At 44.9% G+C, this 17,566-nt stretch carries 20 protein-coding genes and 1 pseudogene; 7 read left to right on the forward strand and 14 right to left on the reverse strand.

Features of this window, described 5'->3' with window-relative positions:
• From RT018_RS05575 to RT018_RS05590, 4 genes are all read right to left on the reverse strand, one after another.
• The coding region (locus tag RT018_RS05575; RefSeq protein ID WP_397359781.1) for a hypothetical protein at positions 1-890 on the reverse strand (890 nt) is incomplete at its 3' end.
• Entirely contained in the window at positions 887-1,117 is a 231-nt protein-coding gene (locus RT018_RS05580) for a hypothetical protein (protein WP_312940023.1), read from the reverse strand. The genes RT018_RS05575 and RT018_RS05580, both read right to left, overlap by 4 nt.
• A 115-nt stretch (positions 1,118-1,232) precedes the next feature.
• Entirely contained in the window at positions 1,233-2,540 is a 1,308-nt protein-coding gene (locus RT018_RS05585) for a GHKL domain-containing protein (RefSeq protein WP_312940025.1), read from the reverse strand.
• Between the two features lie 21 nt (positions 2,541-2,561).
• A complete protein-coding gene (locus RT018_RS05590) occupies positions 2,562-3,284 on the reverse strand; it encodes a LytTR family DNA-binding domain-containing protein (RefSeq protein ID WP_312940027.1) in 723 nt (240 codons plus the stop codon).
• 372 nt (positions 3,285-3,656) lie between these two features.
• Here RT018_RS05590 and RT018_RS05595 point away from each other — a divergent pair, with 372 nt between their 5' ends.
• The 4 genes from RT018_RS05595 (at position 3,657) to RT018_RS05610 (ending at position 7,539) form a co-directional block, all read left to right on the forward strand.
• Positions 3,657-4,316 (forward strand): response regulator transcription factor, encoded by a 660-nt coding sequence (locus RT018_RS05595; RefSeq protein WP_312940028.1) that lies wholly within the window; start codon positions 3,657-3,659, stop codon positions 4,314-4,316.
• Positions 4,313-5,773, forward strand: a complete 1,461-nt coding sequence (locus tag RT018_RS05600; protein ID WP_312940030.1) for a HAMP domain-containing sensor histidine kinase — start codon at positions 4,313-4,315, stop codon at positions 5,771-5,773. Before RT018_RS05595 ends, RT018_RS05600 begins: the two co-directional genes overlap by 4 nt.
• Positions 5,774-5,810: 37 nt before the next feature.
• On the forward strand, positions 5,811-6,410 hold the full coding sequence (locus tag RT018_RS05605; protein ID WP_312940032.1) for a hypothetical protein: 600 nt from the start codon (positions 5,811-5,813) through the stop codon (positions 6,408-6,410).
• Positions 6,411-6,615: 205 nt separating this feature from the next.
• The gene (locus RT018_RS05610; protein ID WP_312940033.1) at positions 6,616-7,539 is read left to right on the forward strand and encodes a M15 family metallopeptidase; all 924 of its coding nucleotides are present in this window, start codon (positions 6,616-6,618) and stop codon (positions 7,537-7,539) included.
• Between the two features lie 387 nt (positions 7,540-7,926).
• On the opposite strand, the gene RT018_RS05615 is transcribed toward RT018_RS05610, so the two are convergent.
• A complete protein-coding gene (locus RT018_RS05615; RefSeq protein WP_312940035.1) occupies positions 7,927-8,220 on the reverse strand; it encodes a 6,7-dimethyl-8-ribityllumazine synthase in 294 nt (97 codons plus the stop codon).
• A 13-nt stretch (positions 8,221-8,233) separates the two neighbouring features.
• Positions 8,234-8,722 (reverse strand): annotated as a pseudogene (gene ribA / locus RT018_RS05620) (GTP cyclohydrolase II); the annotation flags it as partial.
• A 436-nt stretch (positions 8,723-9,158) separates the two neighbouring features.
• Between ribA and RT018_RS05625 the strand changes: the two are divergent.
• Positions 9,159-9,845: a hypothetical protein gene (locus RT018_RS05625; protein ID WP_312940038.1), complete on the forward strand. Its 687-nt coding sequence runs from the start codon at positions 9,159-9,161 to the stop codon at positions 9,843-9,845.
• 145 nt (positions 9,846-9,990) lie between these two features.
• Here RT018_RS05625 and RT018_RS05630 read toward each other — a convergent pair whose 3' ends face one another.
• Both RT018_RS05630 and RT018_RS05635 read right to left on the reverse strand, forming a co-directional pair.
• A complete protein-coding gene (locus RT018_RS05630; protein ID WP_312940040.1) occupies positions 9,991-10,116 on the reverse strand; it encodes a hypothetical protein in 126 nt (41 codons plus the stop codon).
• A 197-nt stretch (positions 10,117-10,313) separates the two neighbouring features.
• Complete coding sequence (locus RT018_RS05635; protein ID WP_312940041.1) at positions 10,314-10,874, reverse strand: hypothetical protein; 561 nt, start codon at positions 10,872-10,874, stop codon at positions 10,314-10,316.
• Between the two features lie 573 nt (positions 10,875-11,447).
• Here RT018_RS05635 and RT018_RS05640 point away from each other — a divergent pair.
• Both RT018_RS05640 and RT018_RS05645 read left to right on the forward strand, forming a co-directional pair.
• Positions 11,448-11,639 carry a hypothetical protein gene (locus tag RT018_RS05640; protein ID WP_312940043.1) on the forward strand — a complete coding sequence of 64 codons (192 nt, stop codon included), beginning with the start codon at positions 11,448-11,450 and terminating at the stop codon, positions 11,637-11,639.
• Complete coding sequence (locus tag RT018_RS05645) at positions 11,626-11,865, forward strand: hypothetical protein (protein ID WP_312940044.1); 240 nt, start codon at positions 11,626-11,628, stop codon at positions 11,863-11,865. Before RT018_RS05640 ends, RT018_RS05645 begins: the two co-directional genes overlap by 14 nt.
• A 251-nt stretch (positions 11,866-12,116) precedes the next feature.
• On the opposite strand, the gene RT018_RS05650 is transcribed toward RT018_RS05645, so the two are convergent.
• The 6 genes from RT018_RS05650 to RT018_RS05675 all read right to left on the reverse strand — a co-directional run.
• Positions 12,117-12,515 (reverse strand): hypothetical protein, encoded by a 399-nt coding sequence (locus RT018_RS05650; RefSeq protein WP_312940045.1) that lies wholly within the window; start codon positions 12,513-12,515, stop codon positions 12,117-12,119.
• 530 nt (positions 12,516-13,045) lie between these two features.
• Positions 13,046-13,576: a VanZ family protein gene (locus RT018_RS05655; protein ID WP_312940046.1), complete on the reverse strand. Its 531-nt coding sequence runs from the start codon at positions 13,574-13,576 to the stop codon at positions 13,046-13,048.
• A 105-nt stretch (positions 13,577-13,681) separates the two neighbouring features.
• A complete protein-coding gene (locus RT018_RS05660) occupies positions 13,682-15,235 on the reverse strand; it encodes a recombinase family protein (protein ID WP_312940048.1) in 1,554 nt (517 codons plus the stop codon).
• A 171-nt stretch (positions 15,236-15,406) separates the two neighbouring features.
• Positions 15,407-15,775: a helix-turn-helix transcriptional regulator gene (locus RT018_RS05665; RefSeq protein ID WP_312940049.1), complete on the reverse strand. Its 369-nt coding sequence runs from the start codon at positions 15,773-15,775 to the stop codon at positions 15,407-15,409.
• Positions 15,776-15,912: 137 nt separating this feature from the next.
• A complete protein-coding gene (locus tag RT018_RS05670) occupies positions 15,913-16,839 on the reverse strand; it encodes an S-layer homology domain-containing protein (RefSeq protein WP_312940051.1) in 927 nt (308 codons plus the stop codon).
• Positions 16,840-17,257: 418 nt separating this feature from the next.
• Positions 17,258-17,566, reverse strand: a 309-nt coding sequence (locus tag RT018_RS05675) for an S-layer homology domain-containing protein (RefSeq protein ID WP_312940052.1), incomplete at its 5' end; no start/stop codon positions are given.

The following is a 17,566-nucleotide window of genomic DNA, read 5'->3' on the forward strand; positions in this document are numbered from 1 at the left end:
AATGATGAGACCGATGTATTAGGATCTCCCCCTGTGAGAATATATAATTTTAAGGCTTGTGAATTGCGATTTTGTAATGTGCCGTCATGATTGATTGTATTAATCGTGCCCCCGGTAACATAGGCTGTGCCGCCGGTAAAAATACGGAACAATACAATGTTACCACCGGTAACATTGATTGTACTTCCGGACAGAGAACTCAACGAGTTAATATAGCCGCCGGATACATTGACGATCCCGACGGTTTTGATTGCCGGCGTGTCGCCTGTTCCAACCACGGTTCCGCCGGAAATATTTGTTGTTCCTGAGCCATTGATTGCGCCATAACCTTCAGAGCCTCCATTATCAGCAATGACTGTTCCTCCTGTTACATTGACCTTGCCTGCGCTGTTGTTGCAATGAATTGCCGGACCGTATCCTCCCGAAATTGCTTTTATCGTTCCTCCAGCAACAGTGAAGGTTCCGTTGGACGTGACCGCAATCGGTGAAGGATATTGTATTTTTCCCGAACCACTCCCCGTATCGGTCACAGTCAAGGTTCCGCCATTTCCCACGTTAATTAAATAATTCGTATAGTAGGAATTATCAACGCTGCACGTAATTAATTTGTCATTCAGGTCAAGGGTTAACGTTGTACCCTCAATCATTACAGTTGCATCGACCACACAATCAGTTTCGAACTTGATTGTGTCGCCGCTCACAGCCTTGGCAACCGCACCGGCAAGTGTTTTATATTTTGCGTCCGTTCCGCGAGCTGCGCTGTCATCTGCCGCGGAAGTGTTTACAAGTAAGGTTACTTCCCCCGCGGCCATTGCGGTAATGGCAAAGCACGGCAGCAGGGTAAGCACCATACACACCGAAAGCAAAATACTTAAAAGTCTCTTTTTCATTTTGTCTTTTCCTCCTTCATCTTGCTTAAGCTGCATATGCCTTTTTGCGAGGGCTGTTCGGTGAAAATTCCGAAATCTCCATACCTGCAATACCAGCATTCCTGGGCGGAAAACAGCCGGTCCGGGTCCTGTTCAAAAGCGTCGCAGACGTCACCTCGTGCGATTTCAACGTTACCTGTCGCCGTCTTTAGCTCCGCGGTTCTGTCTTCGGGTTCTCCCATTTTCAAAATCACTTCCTCAAAGCTAATTTCTTAGTATGAATGATACAAAAAAACCACGGCCGAAAACCGGCCGTGGCGTAATTGCAGAATATTTGGCGTAAATGTTGAAATATGTCAGTTTTTACAAGTGGAGCAGCACCCGGGTTCTGAATACACCGTCGTGTGCAGTGAATTCCACCACACCTTTATAGCGTTCAGCGGCATAGGCAATGCTCCTTGTCCCGGTTCCGCCACCGGGCTTCTCCGATTTTGGAAAGCCGCTTTCAAAGGTAATGGTGTTCGCGCAGGTGTTTTCAAAAACAATGTGAAGCTTTCTGGTGCCATTATGAACGGAGTAAGCGATCTTTACGGTAATCAATTTCTCCGTGCCTTCAGGTGTACGCAGACAGCCCTCTACGGCATTTTCAAAGGAATTGGCAAGGATGCCAGCCAACGCAACCTCGTCCATCGGAAGATTTGCGGGAATGCTCGCGTCTATTTCCGTTTTAATGCCGTTCTCCCTTGCCCGAGCCGCCCATCTTGACAGGATGGCATTTGCAGCAGGATGCTGGCAAACGGCGGACAGAACGACGCTCTCTGTTCTCTGCGTCTGTGCAGTCAGATAAGACACGGCTTCCTGCGTTTTTCCACCCTCCAGCATCGACAAAAGAGTGTCGTAGTGATGGCGAAGATCGTGGCGGTCGCGACGGGCAGCGTTGACGGCATTTTTCTGCTCTTCGAGCTGTTCTTCCCACATCTTGTTTTGCTGTGCGAGAATCCTTTCCCGCTCCTGAGATTCATATTTTTCCACAATTGCACTGATGGATCGAAAAATTAGCCAGTAGACGCTGAAAAACACCAGATAAGAACTTGCAACGAGATACAGGCGGTTGTCTGTCTCATACCAGTAAAAACGCGGACAATATAGAATAACGGCCTCCAAAACGTAGAAGAAGAAGGCAGCCAGAGTGATTAATCGCCACTCTTTTCCCATGACCTCTACCAGTCTGCGGAAGCGAGGACGCAGATATTTGAAATTAAAAAATAAAAGTGCGCCGAACAGCACCGTTCGGTATATTAAATATTCAATGTGATAGGTAAGGCCTATGGCCCCGGTGGTGCACACATCCGAAAGATAACTGATCCCAAGATATAAATTGAACTGCGTAAACATGACAAAAAGCGATATGTTCCATTTATCCGCAGAACAAATAATCAGTAAAATCAGACATAACCCGATTTCCACGGGTACAATCAGGCGTTCCGCAAGCTCCTGCCCATATACCAGCAGAACGGCACAATATGCCCCGGCAACCGCAGCATAAATCGCAATTGTAATTGCGACCCGTTTTCTTTTCGGTTCCTTCAGCTTTATGAGCGAAAAGAAGAACAGACTGATATAAGCAGCCGTTTGTAAAAACCTAAAGAGGACCAACAAACCGAAAAGCATACGAATAAGGCTCCTTCCCGTTCAGATGCGGCAGCTGTAATCCATGTACCGTTTTTTTAGTTCCATGTATTTCCGACTGAGAATTGGAATCCTGGCACCGGAAGAAAAGGCCACGCCTTTGGATGAGAGCTCTACAATGTAGTCCATATTTATGATATAGGTACTGCCACATTTATAAAAACGCGGCTCATCTTGAAGCGATTCGAATAGCTCGGTTGAGGCTTTGCGGACATTGATTACTCTGCCGTCTGACAAATATAATTTCTGGACATGGTTATTTGTTTCAGAGTATACGAGCTTGTTCAAGTCCACACGGCTGATACCATCGGTTGATTTAATTGTAATATAAGCTTCATCTTTTTTTGTAAGCTTATCCACCACCTTGTCAAGCGCCGAAAAGAACTCCTTTTCGGAATATGGCTTAACCAAATAATGTGTGGCACCCAGGGAAAAGGCATCTATCGCATGGTCGCGCGAGGTGGTCAGAAAAATTATCTGGCACGTATCACCCATATCGCGTAATTCACGTGCTGCATCTGTTCCTAGAATACCGTCCATATAAACATCAAGCAGCAATAAATCAAATCCACCATTTGCGGACACAAAGGAAAGCAGTTCTAATGGCGCAGCAAAGGAGTGGATTTTTATATCATATTGCGAATGTTCAAAAGCGTAGTTCTTGAGCAAGTCCTTTGTTCGCTCAAGTTGCTGCAATTCGTCGTCACATATTGCAATACTAATCATCGGCCGGCTCCTTTTATTTCGTAAAGACTGCCTTTAAGACTGATAAATAATTTTAACATAGGATCCAACAGGTTACAAACAAAAATCGACTGTGTTTTTAGCAATAGAGGAGAAAAAATGTGTCGTGAAAAAGTAAAAACGTAACATCGCTGTTTAACCGTTGCAGTTAGCCGTTTTCACAGGCATTTCGGTCGTGCAGAAAATAAAGATCATTACAAACGCAACCGGCAGCCTCCGGAAAATGTTTCCGGAGGCTGCCTTAATTGCGCGCTGATTCAGAAAATGATGGCCTCCCCTATGAGAACCCATTTTACAACTCTGATACAACTTATTCTGTATTTGTTGTTATAATTAGAAAGGGGTGGTGTGACAATGGCAAAAATAATTGTAGTTGAAGATGAAGCGGCGATAGCCGATTTGATTTTAATGAACCTTAAGTTGGTAGGACATACAGGAATCAAGGTGGGTAATGGAAACGATGTGATGGACAGCATAGAACAATACAAACCGGATTTGATTATTCTGGATATTATGCTACCTGGAAAAGATGGCTTTACGCTTATGAAAGAAATTGAACCGTTAGAAATCCCTGTGATTTTTCTAACGGCAAAGGAAGATTTGACTGACAAAATAACCGGTCTTAAACTTGGCGCGGATGATTATATGGTAAAACCCTTTGCAATCATTGAACTCGTAACAAGAATTGAAATTGTTCTGAAGCGATATAAAGTAAACAGTCATACGTTTATGATTGATAATTTGGAAGTGGATCTTGATGCCCACATTGCTACTTTGAATCATGAGCCAGTAGAATTGACAACAAAAGAGTTTATGCTTTTAGAGGTCTTGATTCGCAATAAAAACATTGCGCTTTCACGGGAAAAGCTGTTGGAACTGATTTGGGGATATGATTATATGGGTGAAACCCGGACGGTTGATGTGCACATACAGAGGCTGCGAAAAAAATTGTGTTTGGATGATAAAATAAAGACTGTGTTCAAAATGGGATATAGGCTGGAGGTTCCGCGATGAAATTCTGGCAAAAATCCTACTTATTTATTATTGTGATATTTTTAATTGGCTTTGACGCCACCGCGCTTTTCCTTATTACTAAAAGTTATTCACTGAGTATGGAGCAGGCATATTCAACGGCAGACAGCGAACGACATGTGATCCAATACTCCTTGCAAAACAGGATCTCCGCCATTTCAAAACTATATGACGAAATTAATGAAAATAACTTGGAAATGTACATGCTCCCTTACGGTGAGTATTATGCAGATCAAAAAATTTACATGGAGTTATACTATAATGATCAAAAAGCGTACTCAAATTTCCCTTATACAGTGGAAGAACGACCGGAGCTAAACATAAAGCAGGGAGAAAAGAGTACGATTCGAAGAGAACTTAACGGGATTCTATATTATAGTATTACAGGCTATCTGGAGGCGCCATATTCCAACATAAAATTTGTATATATCAAAGACATACAGAATTTAACCGCGTATAAAGCCGAGATGATTCAACACACCGTGACGGTAGGAATTGTGGTGGCAGTGCTGCTCTCCGTCGTTCTGCTGTTCCTGTTATTGAAGCTAACACATCCCATACGTCGATTAAATCAAATTACCAAAGAAATTGCCGACGGTAATTATGAGAAACGCGCCGACATAAGGAGCAAAGATGAAATCGGTGAGTTTTCCAAAAATTTCAACACTATGGCGGATTCCGTACAGGCGCATATTCAAGAACTCTCCGACATAACACAAGCGAAGCAAAGATTTATTAATAACCTCGCCCATGAAATGAGAACACCAATTACAGCCATTATGGGCTATGGCGAATTTTTAAAATATGCGAAGTACACACAGGAGGAGTATGAAAAAGCCATAGATTACATCATTCACCAAAGCGAAAGAATGAAAAATATGGCGCAAAAGTTAATGAGTTTGGCCAGACTGAACCATATGGAGCTCCACCCCCAAACCATCGACTTGCGTGAAGTGTTATCTTATGCGGAAAGATCATTAGAGCAGATTATCAATGAGAAGCAGGTCCGCATTGAGAAAAATCTAGAAGTACCCTACATGGAAAGCGATAAGGATTTAATAGAATCCCTAATTCTCAATTTAATGGAAAATGCACTCCGTGCTCTGCCGGATGGAGGTAAAATCGAAGTAAAAGCCCATCGTGAAGCAAGCAGTTTTATTCTATCGATTACCGATAATGGAACAGGAATAAGCCAAGATGCCATTTCAAAGATTTTTGAGCCTTTTTACCGCGCGGATCAATCAAGATCACGCGCTTATGGCGGCGCGGGTTTGGGCCTGGCTCTTTGCAAGGAAATCTGCGACTTACACCATGCACAAATGGAGATTTTTTCAAAGCCCAATATCGGTACGTCAATAACGATGAAATTTACAATCTTGCGGAAAATTTGCGATAGCTCTGAAGCATTAGACAATGATTCTAATCCAGCAGACCGATAACTATATGAGTAAAAGCAATAAAGGAGTGATCGATTCAATGAAAGCGCAGGCGAAGAAATTCGTACTTGGATTGGCGATTACAGCGGTAATCGGAGCAGGGGTTATCGTTGCAAACGGTCTTTTTGTTGCCAATGCCCTGGCAATAGATAATGACCAGAAGGCTCCGATAGTAACATCGGATGTGCCCCTTGTTAGCACGAACGCAAACATTACAACTAAGTACGTTACCACAGTGGTTACAAACGACGTAGGTAATCAAACGATTATTTGGGATGAAGTGCTGCCCGACGAAGGGCAGGCGAGTTTGGAACATCCCTTTCCACCCAAAGAGAATCCTGATTCTGCCATTAAGTTTGTTGCCGGAACCCCGTCGGAGGAGGACTTATCTGAAACGATCGCCATCAAAACAGCTAAAAATGCGGTCACGGAGAAATTTGCGCTGACTGAAGAGACATGGGCTAGGTTTTCCACCAGCACCAAGTTCAACGTCGCTGATCCTGATTCCCCAATCTGGGGCATTACGTTCTACCCCACAGACCAAAATGATTTTCCTCTGATAGGAACGTATCATGTGATTATTGATTCACGTTCTGCAGACATCATTGAAATCATGTCTGCAGCCGACGGCGTAGGCTGATTGCACAAATAGATTCATGGGATTTTACAATAAACATGCCCTCCAAACCTGTGCGTTTGGAGGGCATATTTATATTTAAATAAACGCCCGTGAATCACTCAGATTAATTAAGAATTTACAACTATGTGCCATCTCGATGATAACTCCGCAAAATCAAGCAATTATGATAAACCTGTAAACGACTTAGAGAAATAGGGGGATCATAATGGAACAGTCATATGGCTACAACCGGCAGAACAATTTGGCGGTAAATAATCACATTCGAAAAAAGGTCAAGCGAAGAAGAAAACTTGTAGTATATTTCGTACTATTTGTTTCAGGTTTTTTCTTAGGGATGCTTTTTAAAACATCGACTGTCAATCAGGTGGAAGACCTGAAATTATCAACGCATGTAGAAAGTTTACATACAGTGGTTTCTCCAAGTACCCTTTCAAAGAATACAGCTAATTTATCGAATCTCTCGCAGCATGAAGATACAGGTGTTCAATCTGAGCAACCTTCTGAGAAAACGCAAGATTGGGCGCTAATCTTAGTAAATCAGTGGAATCCACTACCGAATGACTATGCAATCACGCTTACGAAGCTCAAGAATGGGCATGCGGTTGACGAGCGCTGCTATCCGGATCTCCAGAAAATGATGGACGATTGCAGAGCCGAAGGCAAATCTCCTTTGATTTGTTCCTCTTATCGTACAAAGGAAAAGCAGGAACAATTATTTGCTAGAAAAGTGAAACATTACGTAAATTTAGGGTATTCCGCTGACGACGCAAAAACAGAGGCGGCAAAGAGCGTCGCAATTCCCGGGACCAGCGAGCATCATTTGGGACTTGCAGTGGACATTGTAGATATCCACAATCAAAATTTGAATTCCTCACAGGAAAAAACGGATGTGCAGCAATGGCTAATCAAAAACAGCTGGAAATATGGGTTCATTCTTCGCTATCCTTCTGACAAGACCGATATAACAGGTATTATCTATGAACCGTGGCATTATCGCTATGTAGGCAAGGATGTAGCAAAAGAAATCCATGAGCAGGGTATATGCCTTGAAGAGTATCTGGATCTTTTATCCTCGTCAACGTCGGAAACTCCCAGTACTCGCGCCGTTGATGATTTAGTTGTTAGTTGAGGTTTCCCCCCAGAACCGCGCCGAAAATGAAGCGCAGTGCGCTGCTGCAAACATGGACGAATCCGACGCTGGCCCGGAATTTGACAGGTACAGCAGATACTAGTATTTGTAGCAGGCTTAACAGAAAAAGGAACTGGAGTTTCGATACCGCTGCGCCAGCGGTTTAGAGCTATGGTTTTACAGGACAAGCCCAGGGGTATCCCCTGGGCTTGTAAACAAATAGGCAGAGAAAATTTTCTACTAATGCAGATTGTTTATGTAAAGAAAAGATTTGATTAGAATCTTAGCTGGCATGTAAATGGCATGAAAATGAGGTCATTAATAAAGACACATTTCACTTATCGAATTTCAGCCTTGCGCATAATCCCTGTCCAAACTGCCGGCTGGTCAGGCTTCGGACGACCGCAACGTGCAGAGTGGATTAGCCATTTCTATGGCGCTTTCGGCACACTCGGACCCCTTGTTTCCGGCCTTGCTTCCCGCCCGTTTGGAGGCCGCCAGCGGAATTTCAAATGCGCCGGGCACCCACATCAGCGAAATATCTTCCTCCTTGACGCCGTGGCGCACAAGCGTATTCTCACAGCCGCTGAGCAGCTTGGAGACGATGAACTCGTTGAAGCGCGCCGTAACAATGCCCACGCGCAGCCCGTTCGATACTAGATTTCCCTCAAAAGTTTTCATGGTAGAAGTCTCCTTAATAATTCAGAATGTGCCCCATGCGTTTTTGCTTGGTACGCAGATAAAAAAGGTCGTTTGCGGTGGCCTGCATCTGGATTGGAACCCGCTTCGTGATCGTCAGGCCGAAATCCGAAAGCTGATAGACTTTGTCTGGATTGTTGGTGAGCAGCCGCATACTTTTTACGCCCAAGTCCTGAAGAATCTACGCGCCGATATAATACTCCCGTAGGTCGCCCGCAAAGCCCAATGCCAGATTTGCTTCCAACGTGTCCATGCCCTCATCCTGCAGTCCGTAGGCCTTGAGTTTGTTTAAAAGCCCAATGCCGCGCCCCTCCTGCCGCATGTAGAGCAGTACGCCGCGGCCCTCGCTCTCGATTTGCCGCATAGCCGCTGCCATCTGCGCACCGCAGTCGCAGCGTAAAGATCCGAAGCAGTCGCCCGTCAGGCACTCGGAGTGAACACGGCAGAGCAGATTTTCGCCGTCTCCGATCTCGCCCTTGACGATTCCAGTATTTTGCGAAACGCTGTTTGCACTATCTAAAACATAAGGCGAATGCTTGTGTCAATTATTATAAATTTGCAAGCATCTTTCTTTTGTGATATTATTCATTTTAACGAAAGGCATGGAGCGGAATGTAATCAAGGGGTTTATCATGGAGGATATATGACGCGGCTAAAGGCACAACAGACGTATAGATAAGACGATAATAAGACTTTGAAACGTATCGGCCTATAGCTGCCGCCAACAGAGATGGAAATTTTCAGTGGCCTAGCTAAGACCTCGGGCATCATCACAATAAATGCGCAGAGCAGCACTTCTTTCGAGAGTTCTCTGCGCCCAGTTGCCGTGCAGGGCAGTGTGAAGTTCCAAAACCTTTGATTGCACTATGTTCATCAGGTTTCGCTCACGGCCAAAATGAAAATGATTGTGAGGTGGTTGTTTGAAGCGATTGCTATATGTATTTTTGGGGGTTTGCGTGCTTGGGGTACTCTTCTCGCAGATCGGCTCTAAAAAAGACGAACGGTTTCAAACTACTTTTCCATTAGAGGAGGAAGTGGTTACCGCTACGCTGGAAAAAACCGGGCTGCCGGGGATTATTTCCGAATCAGAAACGAATTCGTATAGAAAAGGACATATCCATTATGTAGTTCGCAGTCCACCAGAAACTTTTGACGGCACCAACTATAGCGCGTTTCTCGCGGATATTTCCTCTGCAAATTATAAGGGCGAACGAGTGTTATATACAGTATTTGATCAGAGCGTTGATTCTGAGCAAATTGTGTGGGAGGACTGGAAGCAGCAAATCGTGTTTGCCACGCTGCTTTACGGTGGTTTCGAGAATGAAGAGGAGGTTTATCAGGCGTTCCTAGAAAAAGAAGTTCCAAAAGATTTCTTTGGCAAGGCCGTGGAATTACCTGCGGGATATAGCAGGGTGTCCTATAGGGGGGACGTGCAACTTCCTGAGGGATATTGCAGGGTGTCCTATACCTTCAGCAGTTATAGAACTTATAACGAAGACAGCTTTCCTATACGGAAACAATCCGCTTCTTTGAGAGTAGACATCTATGAGTCCTACGAGCTTTGTCAAAAGCTCAGCACGAACCAGCAAGGCAAAACAAACCGTTAAGGATATTGGGCACTCCTGTTGCTCTACAAACTGCTAAACGAATCCACCTACCAGTGGGTAGAGCTTCCAGAGGGCGTGTTTGATATGACCACGATGATCCACGGGGGTATGAGTAACGGACGGGGCGCTTGCTGCGCCCCGTCCGTTACTCAGTTTCTTCGTTCAGGATATCCGTGCAACAGGGTTTGGGCGTTGAAATATCCTCGGCCACGATTTCCCGGGAGGTATTCGTACTCACTGTGCCATAACCGTGGGCCACGAGATTGCGCATGGCCATGCTCTGAAGTCATGGACCCCCAAAAATGCCGGAGCCGGAACTCTCGGAGAGCGAGGCGGGCAGAACAAACATTCTGGAGATGAACTGATGTACTATAAGAATAGGTCATTTTGAGAGAGTGCTTATAAGCATATGGTATAGAATTTGCTGAATCGTCATGAGCCGTAAGTTCTAGCATGAAGACACGCTTATTATGACGTCTTTTCTTCCCTGACTTTTTCGGCTATCTGCTGAAATTGGAGATAAGCATCTTCAGATTTATAGACGGAAAAAAATACAGAATTCCCTTCTGAAAAGCGCTCGGGTTTCATAGGGGTTTCTGTCACCATACAAAAATATCCACCGGTGAGTATACCTTGCCAGAGGATATTGGTGTCCTGTGGCAGCTCCACACTAGAACAGACTCTATAAATCTCCTCCGCGTCCTCAAACCCTCCATAGAGCCGTGCAACCAATACAAGCGTCTCGCGCCAGTCCTCCCAACAGGCGGTTTTCTCTTCTTGCCACCATGTTTTATTCTGCGGCTCACGAAAATAGATTTGAAGTACGTGGCCAAGCTGTTCAGAATCATAGCTGGTGATAAAAACGCCATTATAACCGACTTTATCTTCTGAGCGGTGCAAGGAATAACCGATGCTTGTATCCGTTCCGTCTGAGTACTCATCCGCCTGTTCAATACTCCAGGACAGTCCGATTTCCTCTAGCGCGGCGGCTATAACCGACTCCGACAAGGGGAACTCGGGCTGGGGCATGAACTCCTTCTTTTGCCAATGAATGTTAGTCATCAATGATATTGAGCCGGGACAGCATAGCAAAAGCTCTTGTCTTCATGACGATCATAACCATTTTCAACCCTTTGCCCATTCCATGCTTCATATCCACAATTCGGGCACCACTCGCGATAATAATAAAACATGACTACTTCCTTGTCACTATGCATTCCATTCTTCTCCTCTCATCTTTGCACGTGGTAGGTGTGAATCATTGTCTCTCGTTAAAAAGTAACAGTTATTCCAATACTCCTGTTTCAATGCATTAGCCTTCAAACAAGCCGATAGCTCAAAATAGTAAATGGATAGATGCGGTTGTCTTTTGCATAGCAAATTAGCTTCTGGCCATGCTAAAATGCTTTGGATCATCCTACAGAATACATTGAACAGATAGATTACAATATTAATTGCTATCGTATATATACGATAGCATGTTGAATACTTAGTGTCAATTTTTTGGTAATTTTTATTAAAGATAACTTTAAAAATGGTCCCGGGGAGATCGGCCCATGGCTTACGTGCATCCGCGCACAGTTTGTCACTCGGAGAAACCCCTTGAGCACGTATATGAAGCACAAGTGCAAGCGCCGCATCGACGACTGCATCGCGGATGAGCTGCACGAGTACAACGGCAATTCAGGCCAGGGGAACGCCATGGACGAATTTTCAACGCCGCCCATAAAATCATCGGCAGGACGGTGCCCCTCATCAATGGGCCGCATCAAGCGAGGAGATGGATACGGATAGAATCGAACAATATCTCGCATTGCTGCAAGACAGGGCTCCGGTCATGGAGGACTATGGCCCGGCTGCCCAATGGAATAAGCTGGTGACAGATCATTCTATGCTGGTTGAGGAAGACGGCATATGTGAGGGTATGTCTGAAACCGTGGCGGCAAAGGGAAACATGGATGTGGTTCCACTCCGCCGCCGGCCGATTCGGATGCTGCGCATAGCAAGGGTCTGTAAATAGTTTTGTGCTTTTCTCCATCCGGAGACTGTTGGATTGGAGGCGGGAGTATAAGGACATAAAGGGACCCCATTCTCTGAGAGATTTTTCTAGAGAATGGGGCCTTTATTCGTTTTATATATTGTACACTTATGTACAGTTTACCCCCCAAAAGTCAATTAACTTTGCATACAGGGCTTATTGACCAGAGGTTATCAGCGCATAATAAAAATCCCCCGAAACTTACCACTGGTATGCTCCGGGGAATTCATTTATCAGGGCTGCACTTGTTCCACACTAATAACCTTTATATCCCCTAACTCCATGCTGTCATAGAAATAAATATTTCCGGAAAGATTTCCTCTTGCCATCATATCGTATTTTAGCCGTACTTTCACGGGAACCCACTCCTTAGAATTTCTGTCTCTGGCCATTGCAGTTAGAATCGAACCGCGCTTTTTTACTTCCGAAACACCCGGCTGAGTATATCCAGCACCTGGATTTAGTAAGGTCACATTGGTCAATAATATAACGTCAGGTACTGCGTTGTAATTAATTAAATTCAGGATAGCGATTTCAGCAGGGTCTGGCAGGGAAAAATAGGTTTCACCAATATAATTCCCGGTCTCACCGTCGCGAATGGTAAACCTTGTGTTTGCTATTCTGTCATACATTTTCAACCCTCCCCACTACGTTATATTCGTCGAGGCAATTTTATGCATCTAAAAATGAAAAATAAGCCGCTGGAGATGTCTTGTGCAAAACCACGCTGAGGCCTATATCAGATAGGCCGATTGACTACCGGCTGTGGTCATATTTATTTAGAACTAATGCCATAGACGAGCGGATGGAGCACAAATAAACCGATCTCCCAGACCAACTGAAAAGTCAATTGGAGGAATTTTATGTCCAGATTCTTGTCCGTTTTTTCAATTATTTTTGGACACGCGTCATTCTTTTGCGAATGAGCACCAATCAAAGAAGAATCTTCAACCCGTTGCAGTTCTAAGCAAAAAAGAAAGAAGCCCTGATTTCTCAAGGCTTCTTTTCTGGGAGCTGCATCAAATCTGAATATCATGTTATTTATAGTATAAGGATTCAAACTATCACTTTAATAAATAATATCATCAAAAATTCAAAATAATTATGGTTCTTTCGCTTATGCTCATACTGGGGAAACATTCCAATTAAATTGAGCTACCTTCTATGTCTTTGCAGAACCCGATTTTACTCGTTGCAAAACAACGTTTACTATTGGTTTGAAAAGCAAATATAAGAGGTAACCTATAGTCCCGCCAACAGAATTGGTGATTATGTCGGTTATATCCGCTGCCCGGGAACCATTAATAAGTGGCTGTAACAATTCAATACTTAGGCTAAAAATGAATGTTCGTGCGATGCAGGAGAGTAGATTTTGCTTTTTTATTACGGGTAACAGAAATCCAAACGGGATCATCATGAATACATTCAACACGATTTGTCTAACCGTATCGCCTCTTCCATTTAAATAGTCATCAAACGGCAACAGATTTATAGGGACATAGGGATGATTAAAAATAAATGGAATGGATGCAATAATTGGCATTAGCGTAACATAAAGAACTAATCCGATATATACGTACATAAGTGTATTTACAAGAAGGGTATCTCTGCCTTTTATATTCCATTTCTTATAAAGGAAAACTACATATATTGCAACCATGGCAACCAAATCTACAGTGCATTTTATATTCATGCTGCGTTCATTCACTCCTTAATATGCTATAAATAATATGTCTTTTTAATTTTAGCATAAATAAAACAAAAAGTCATGTATGGGGTCAAATCCTCATACATGACTTTAATTTGGTGGAGCATTGCATTTAACATACGAACTCTTACAATCCAAAGGTTCGTATGTTAAATGTTGTGGTGGAGCGTCCGCAACCAACGATGAACACCCACAAGCCGCATTGTCGGCCTCAATTTCATCTAACAAGCTGCCGTCAATTTCAATGGGCCTGTCTCCGCCGTTCAATATCAGCGTAAATTTATCATCCCAGAGATAGACCGCCCGGAGAAAGATATTGATAATGCCCTTGCGGTTATGTTCGTCGTTGATACCGCCTTTTTTCAGTGCATAGAGGAAAGCGGAGATTTGGGGGGCGGTGAATACAACTTGTTTATTCATCTCAATGGCGATTTGCGCTTGCAATTCTTCTTTTTCCTTTTGCCGTTTTTCAATGCGTCCGGTTATCATCTCCACCGATTGGCCGCTTTCCAACGCTTTCCAGAGGTTTTCAATGGCAGTATTGGCCTCCTGCAAAGCAGCTTTCAAACGCTTAACCGCTGAACTGTCAAAATCAGCGTCACACGCTGCCGCCACGGATTGAGCGATTTTCTCAATGTTGCTTTCGGTCAACAGCTTGCGGCACTCCAAAATAACTCTGTCCTCGATAGCCTGTTTGCTGACTACCTTTTTCTTGCACTTGTGCCGCTTATAGTTGTTACAGGCATAATAAAAGTAGTTTTTTCCGGATTTTCCTGTGCCGCCGTAGCCTGTCATTAGTTCCTTGCAATAGCCGCAAAACAATTTGGTGGTCAGTAGATATTCCATCTTGCCCCTTGACCTCGCCGGGGCTTGTTTATTGCGGCCTAGGATGTGCTGCGCCCGCTGGAAAAGCTCGTCCTCAATGATGCGGGGCATCCCATCTGGCGTTTCAGTGTTTTTGTAGATGTAATAGCCGATATACCGCCTATTTCGCAAAAGTCGGTGCAGACTGTTTTTGTTGAAGTCCTTACCGATGGAAGTTCTAATCTGCCGGGCGTTTAAGTCCTTGATAATGTCGGACACCATTTCGCCGCTAGTGTACCGCTCGAAGATCTCGCGCACAATGGGAGCAGTTACCGGGTCAACGTGAAATCTCCGTTCCTCATCTATCCGATAACCCAAGCCGGGATTGCTGCCGTTGCTCAAGCATTTTTCGGCGTTGATATTCATTCCCCGGCGTATCTTTTGGGATAACTCGGCAGAGTAGTATTCTGCCATACTCTCCAAAACACCCTCCACCAAAATGCCGCTGGCATCCTCGCTGATATTCTCTCTTGCGGAGAGGACACGCGCACCGTTCTTTTTTAGCTTGGCCTTGTTGATGGCACTGTCATAACGGTTGCGGGCAAAGCGGTCAAGCTGATAGACAAGAACACCCTCGAAAGTGTGCTTATCGCTGTCGGCAATCATCCTTTGAAACTCCAAACGGCTGTCGGTTGTGCCGCTCTGTGCCCGGTCTATGTACTCGCCCACAACGGCATGCCCGTTCTGCTTGGCGTACTCATAACAGGTTTGAAGTTGTCCCTCAATAGATTGCTCGGTCTGGCTATGGCTGGAATAGCGGGCATAAATGACAATGTTCATGGAAGCACTTCCTTTGTTACATCGTGGGTGGCTCGTCTGCCTCATTGGGAGCGTTGCCCTTGAAATCCGCACATTCAAGAATTCCCACCAGTCAAGGTCTGATTTATCAGTTCATTTTAACCTTGACTGGTGGGAATTCTTGAATATACTCCGCAAGGGGAAACGTCCCGCCTACTTATGCTGTTCTTCTAACATCTGCGTAAGCACTTCCCGTAACTTTTCGCTGACAGGCGACAATGGGTCAAAGCACATATCCACAAACTGCCGCAGTTCCTTATTGTCCCGTGCAATCGCCCCGACCACATTCGGCTTGTGTTCGTATAGCTTCCCCTCCGGCTGCTCCGTCCTGGCAAAGACATAGTCCATTGATACGTCGAAAAAGTCAGCGTACCAGCGCAATACTTTCAGCGGCGGAGAAGTCTGTCCATTTTCGTAGCGGTTCACACTAGCTTGCGTCGCACCTATTAACTTGGCTATTTTAGCTTGTGACAGGCCAACGCTCTCTCGTAGACCCTTTAACCTCTTGGCAATCTCCTGCATAGTCAACGCTCCTTTCACATATTTAAATATACATTAAATGAGTTATAATGTCAACACGAAATAGTAGTAAGGCAGCTAAAACAATCGTTTTAACTGCCTTACTGCTGCGCATATCAATTATTTATCCATTTAAAATTTTATTTTGAATAAGCGCGGTACAGGAATGTCACAATCTGTCCCCGGTTGCAGGTTGCGTCAGGGCTGAACGCTGTGGAGGACGTGCCGGAGGTAATCTTTTTCTCAACGGCCCAATTGACCGCCGCCGCATAGTCCGAATCCGCGCCTACATCGGTGAAACTACTAGACGTGGAGGCAGTCGGTTTTCCCGCCGCTTGCCACAGATAAGTCACCGTCTGACTGCGGGTGCAGGGCGTGGAGGCGTTAAATTTCGTTCCACCCACCATGCCTTTTTCATATGCCCATAGAGCGGCGTTATAATAATAGTTGCCATCGTTTATATCGCTAAAGGGATTAGAAGTCGCAGTGGTCGGCTTCCCGGCAGCTCTCCAGAGGAACGTCAAAATTTGCGCATTGGTGCAGGTTTCGTCCGGAGCAAAGGCCGTGTCGGTTTTGCCGGTGGTAACGCCCTGCTTTACCGCCCAATTTACAGAATCGTAGCAAAAAGAACTTGTGCCTACATCAGAAAATGTACCGGCTTTTTCCGCTGCCGTGTCTGTATTTGCCACCCGGATATTAACGCTTCTCCAGTTGGATTCCCCTTCGCTGGGATGCATTTCATAAACAAACCGATAAATCCGATCCGTGTTCCCAAAGTTCCAACTGCATTCAAGCATATCCTTGTACAAGTCCCTTTGATCCACAAATCCATAGTCACGAAACTCAATTTTTGTAGGGATGTCGGTTCTGATTTCGGCATCAGACCCAAGAATGCCCTCTCCCATGTAGGTTTGTCCCGAAAAATAGTACATTGGAACGCCGCTACTATCCATGTTAAACCGTATCGGAGAATCGTCATTTGCATTGCTTTTATGTTCAGCGGTTTTCTTGGCGTCTGCATTGCGGAGGGCCTCATCAATGCCAATAAAGTATTCCGCACACAACATAGCGCTTCCGTCTTTCAAAATTATGTATTCATCTACATAGCAATTGATTTCTCCATTATAATTGGAATCTTTCGTAATAAGAATTGCGCTTCCCGGAGCTACGTAATGCACAGTCCTGCGAATTAACAGTGCCTCTCCCGGAAACCGAATGAGATTCTTTCTTACCCTGCGCGCTGGCCTCTTTTAAGTAGCCGGTAAAATCCATATGCACCGATTTTGCTCCGGTATTATAGTCCGTTATGTACGCCGAGTTAGAACCCCCGGTTTCTGCGAAAGCCGGGACTATGCCAGATACCATGATTCCAATTGCGAGTACTGCTGAAATGAGTCTGCGTGTTGCCTTGAAGTTCATAATGCACTTCCTCTCTTTTCGTCTATATTTTATTCAGCTTTATCCGCTGCATAGCTGCTTGCCGTATCATTTTGAATAAGCGCGGTACAGGAATGTCACAATCTGTCCCCGGTTGCAGGTTGCGTCAGGGCTGAACGCTGTGGAGGACGTGCCGGAGGTAATCTTTTTCTCAACGGCCCAATTGACCGCCGCCGCATAGTCCGAATCCGCGCCTACATCGGTGAAACTACTAGACGTGGAGGCAGTCGGTTTTCCCGCCGCTTGCCACAGATAAGTCACCGTCTGACTGCGGGTGCAGGGCGTGGAGGCGTTAAATTTCGTTCCACCCACCATGCCTTTTTCATATGCCCATAGAGCGGCGTTATAATAATAGTT

The organism is Oscillibacter sp., assembly GCF_032060045.1.
GTDB lineage: Bacteria > Bacillota > Clostridia > Oscillospirales > Oscillospiraceae > Oscillibacter.

Bases quoted from the DNA above. Each gene is read 5' to 3' on its own strand.
- RT018_RS05585 (WP_312940025.1), bottom strand. From the start codon at position 2,540: ATGCTTTTCGGTTTGTTGGTCCTCTTTAGGTTTTTACAAACGGCTGCT.
- RT018_RS05590 (WP_312940027.1), bottom strand. From the start codon at position 3,284: ATGATTAGTATTGCAATATGTGACGACGAATTGCAGCAACTTGAGCGA.
- RT018_RS05595 (WP_312940028.1), top strand. From the start codon at position 3,657: ATGGCAAAAATAATTGTAGTTGAAGATGAAGCGGCGATAGCCGATTTG.
- RT018_RS05600 (WP_312940030.1), top strand. From the start codon at position 4,313: ATGAAATTCTGGCAAAAATCCTACTTATTTATTATTGTGATATTTTTA.
- RT018_RS05605 (WP_312940032.1), top strand. From the start codon at position 5,811: ATGAAAGCGCAGGCGAAGAAATTCGTACTTGGATTGGCGATTACAGCG.
- RT018_RS05610 (WP_312940033.1), top strand. From the start codon at position 6,616: ATGGAACAGTCATATGGCTACAACCGGCAGAACAATTTGGCGGTAAAT.
- RT018_RS05615 (WP_312940035.1), bottom strand. From the start codon at position 8,220: ATGAAAACTTTTGAGGGAAATCTAGTATCGAACGGGCTGCGCGTGGGC.
- RT018_RS05630 (WP_312940040.1), bottom strand. From the start codon at position 10,116: ATGCGCAATCTCGTGGCCCACGGTTATGGCACAGTGAGTACGAATACC.
- RT018_RS05635 (WP_312940041.1), bottom strand. From the start codon at position 10,874: ATGCCCCAGCCCGAGTTCCCCTTGTCGGAGTCGGTTATAGCCGCCGCG.
- RT018_RS05645 (WP_312940044.1), top strand. From the start codon at position 11,626: ATGGATACGGATAGAATCGAACAATATCTCGCATTGCTGCAAGACAGG.
- RT018_RS05650 (WP_312940045.1), bottom strand. From the start codon at position 12,515: ATGTATGACAGAATAGCAAACACAAGGTTTACCATTCGCGACGGTGAG.
- RT018_RS05655 (WP_312940046.1), bottom strand. From the start codon at position 13,576: ATGAATATAAAATGCACTGTAGATTTGGTTGCCATGGTTGCAATATAT.
- RT018_RS05660 (WP_312940048.1), bottom strand. From the start codon at position 15,235: ATGAACATTGTCATTTATGCCCGCTATTCCAGCCATAGCCAGACCGAG.
- RT018_RS05665 (WP_312940049.1), bottom strand. From the start codon at position 15,775: ATGCAGGAGATTGCCAAGAGGTTAAAGGGTCTACGAGAGAGCGTTGGC.
- RT018_RS05670 (WP_312940051.1), bottom strand. From the start codon at position 16,839: ATGTTGTGTGCGGAATACTTTATTGGCATTGATGAGGCCCTCCGCAAT.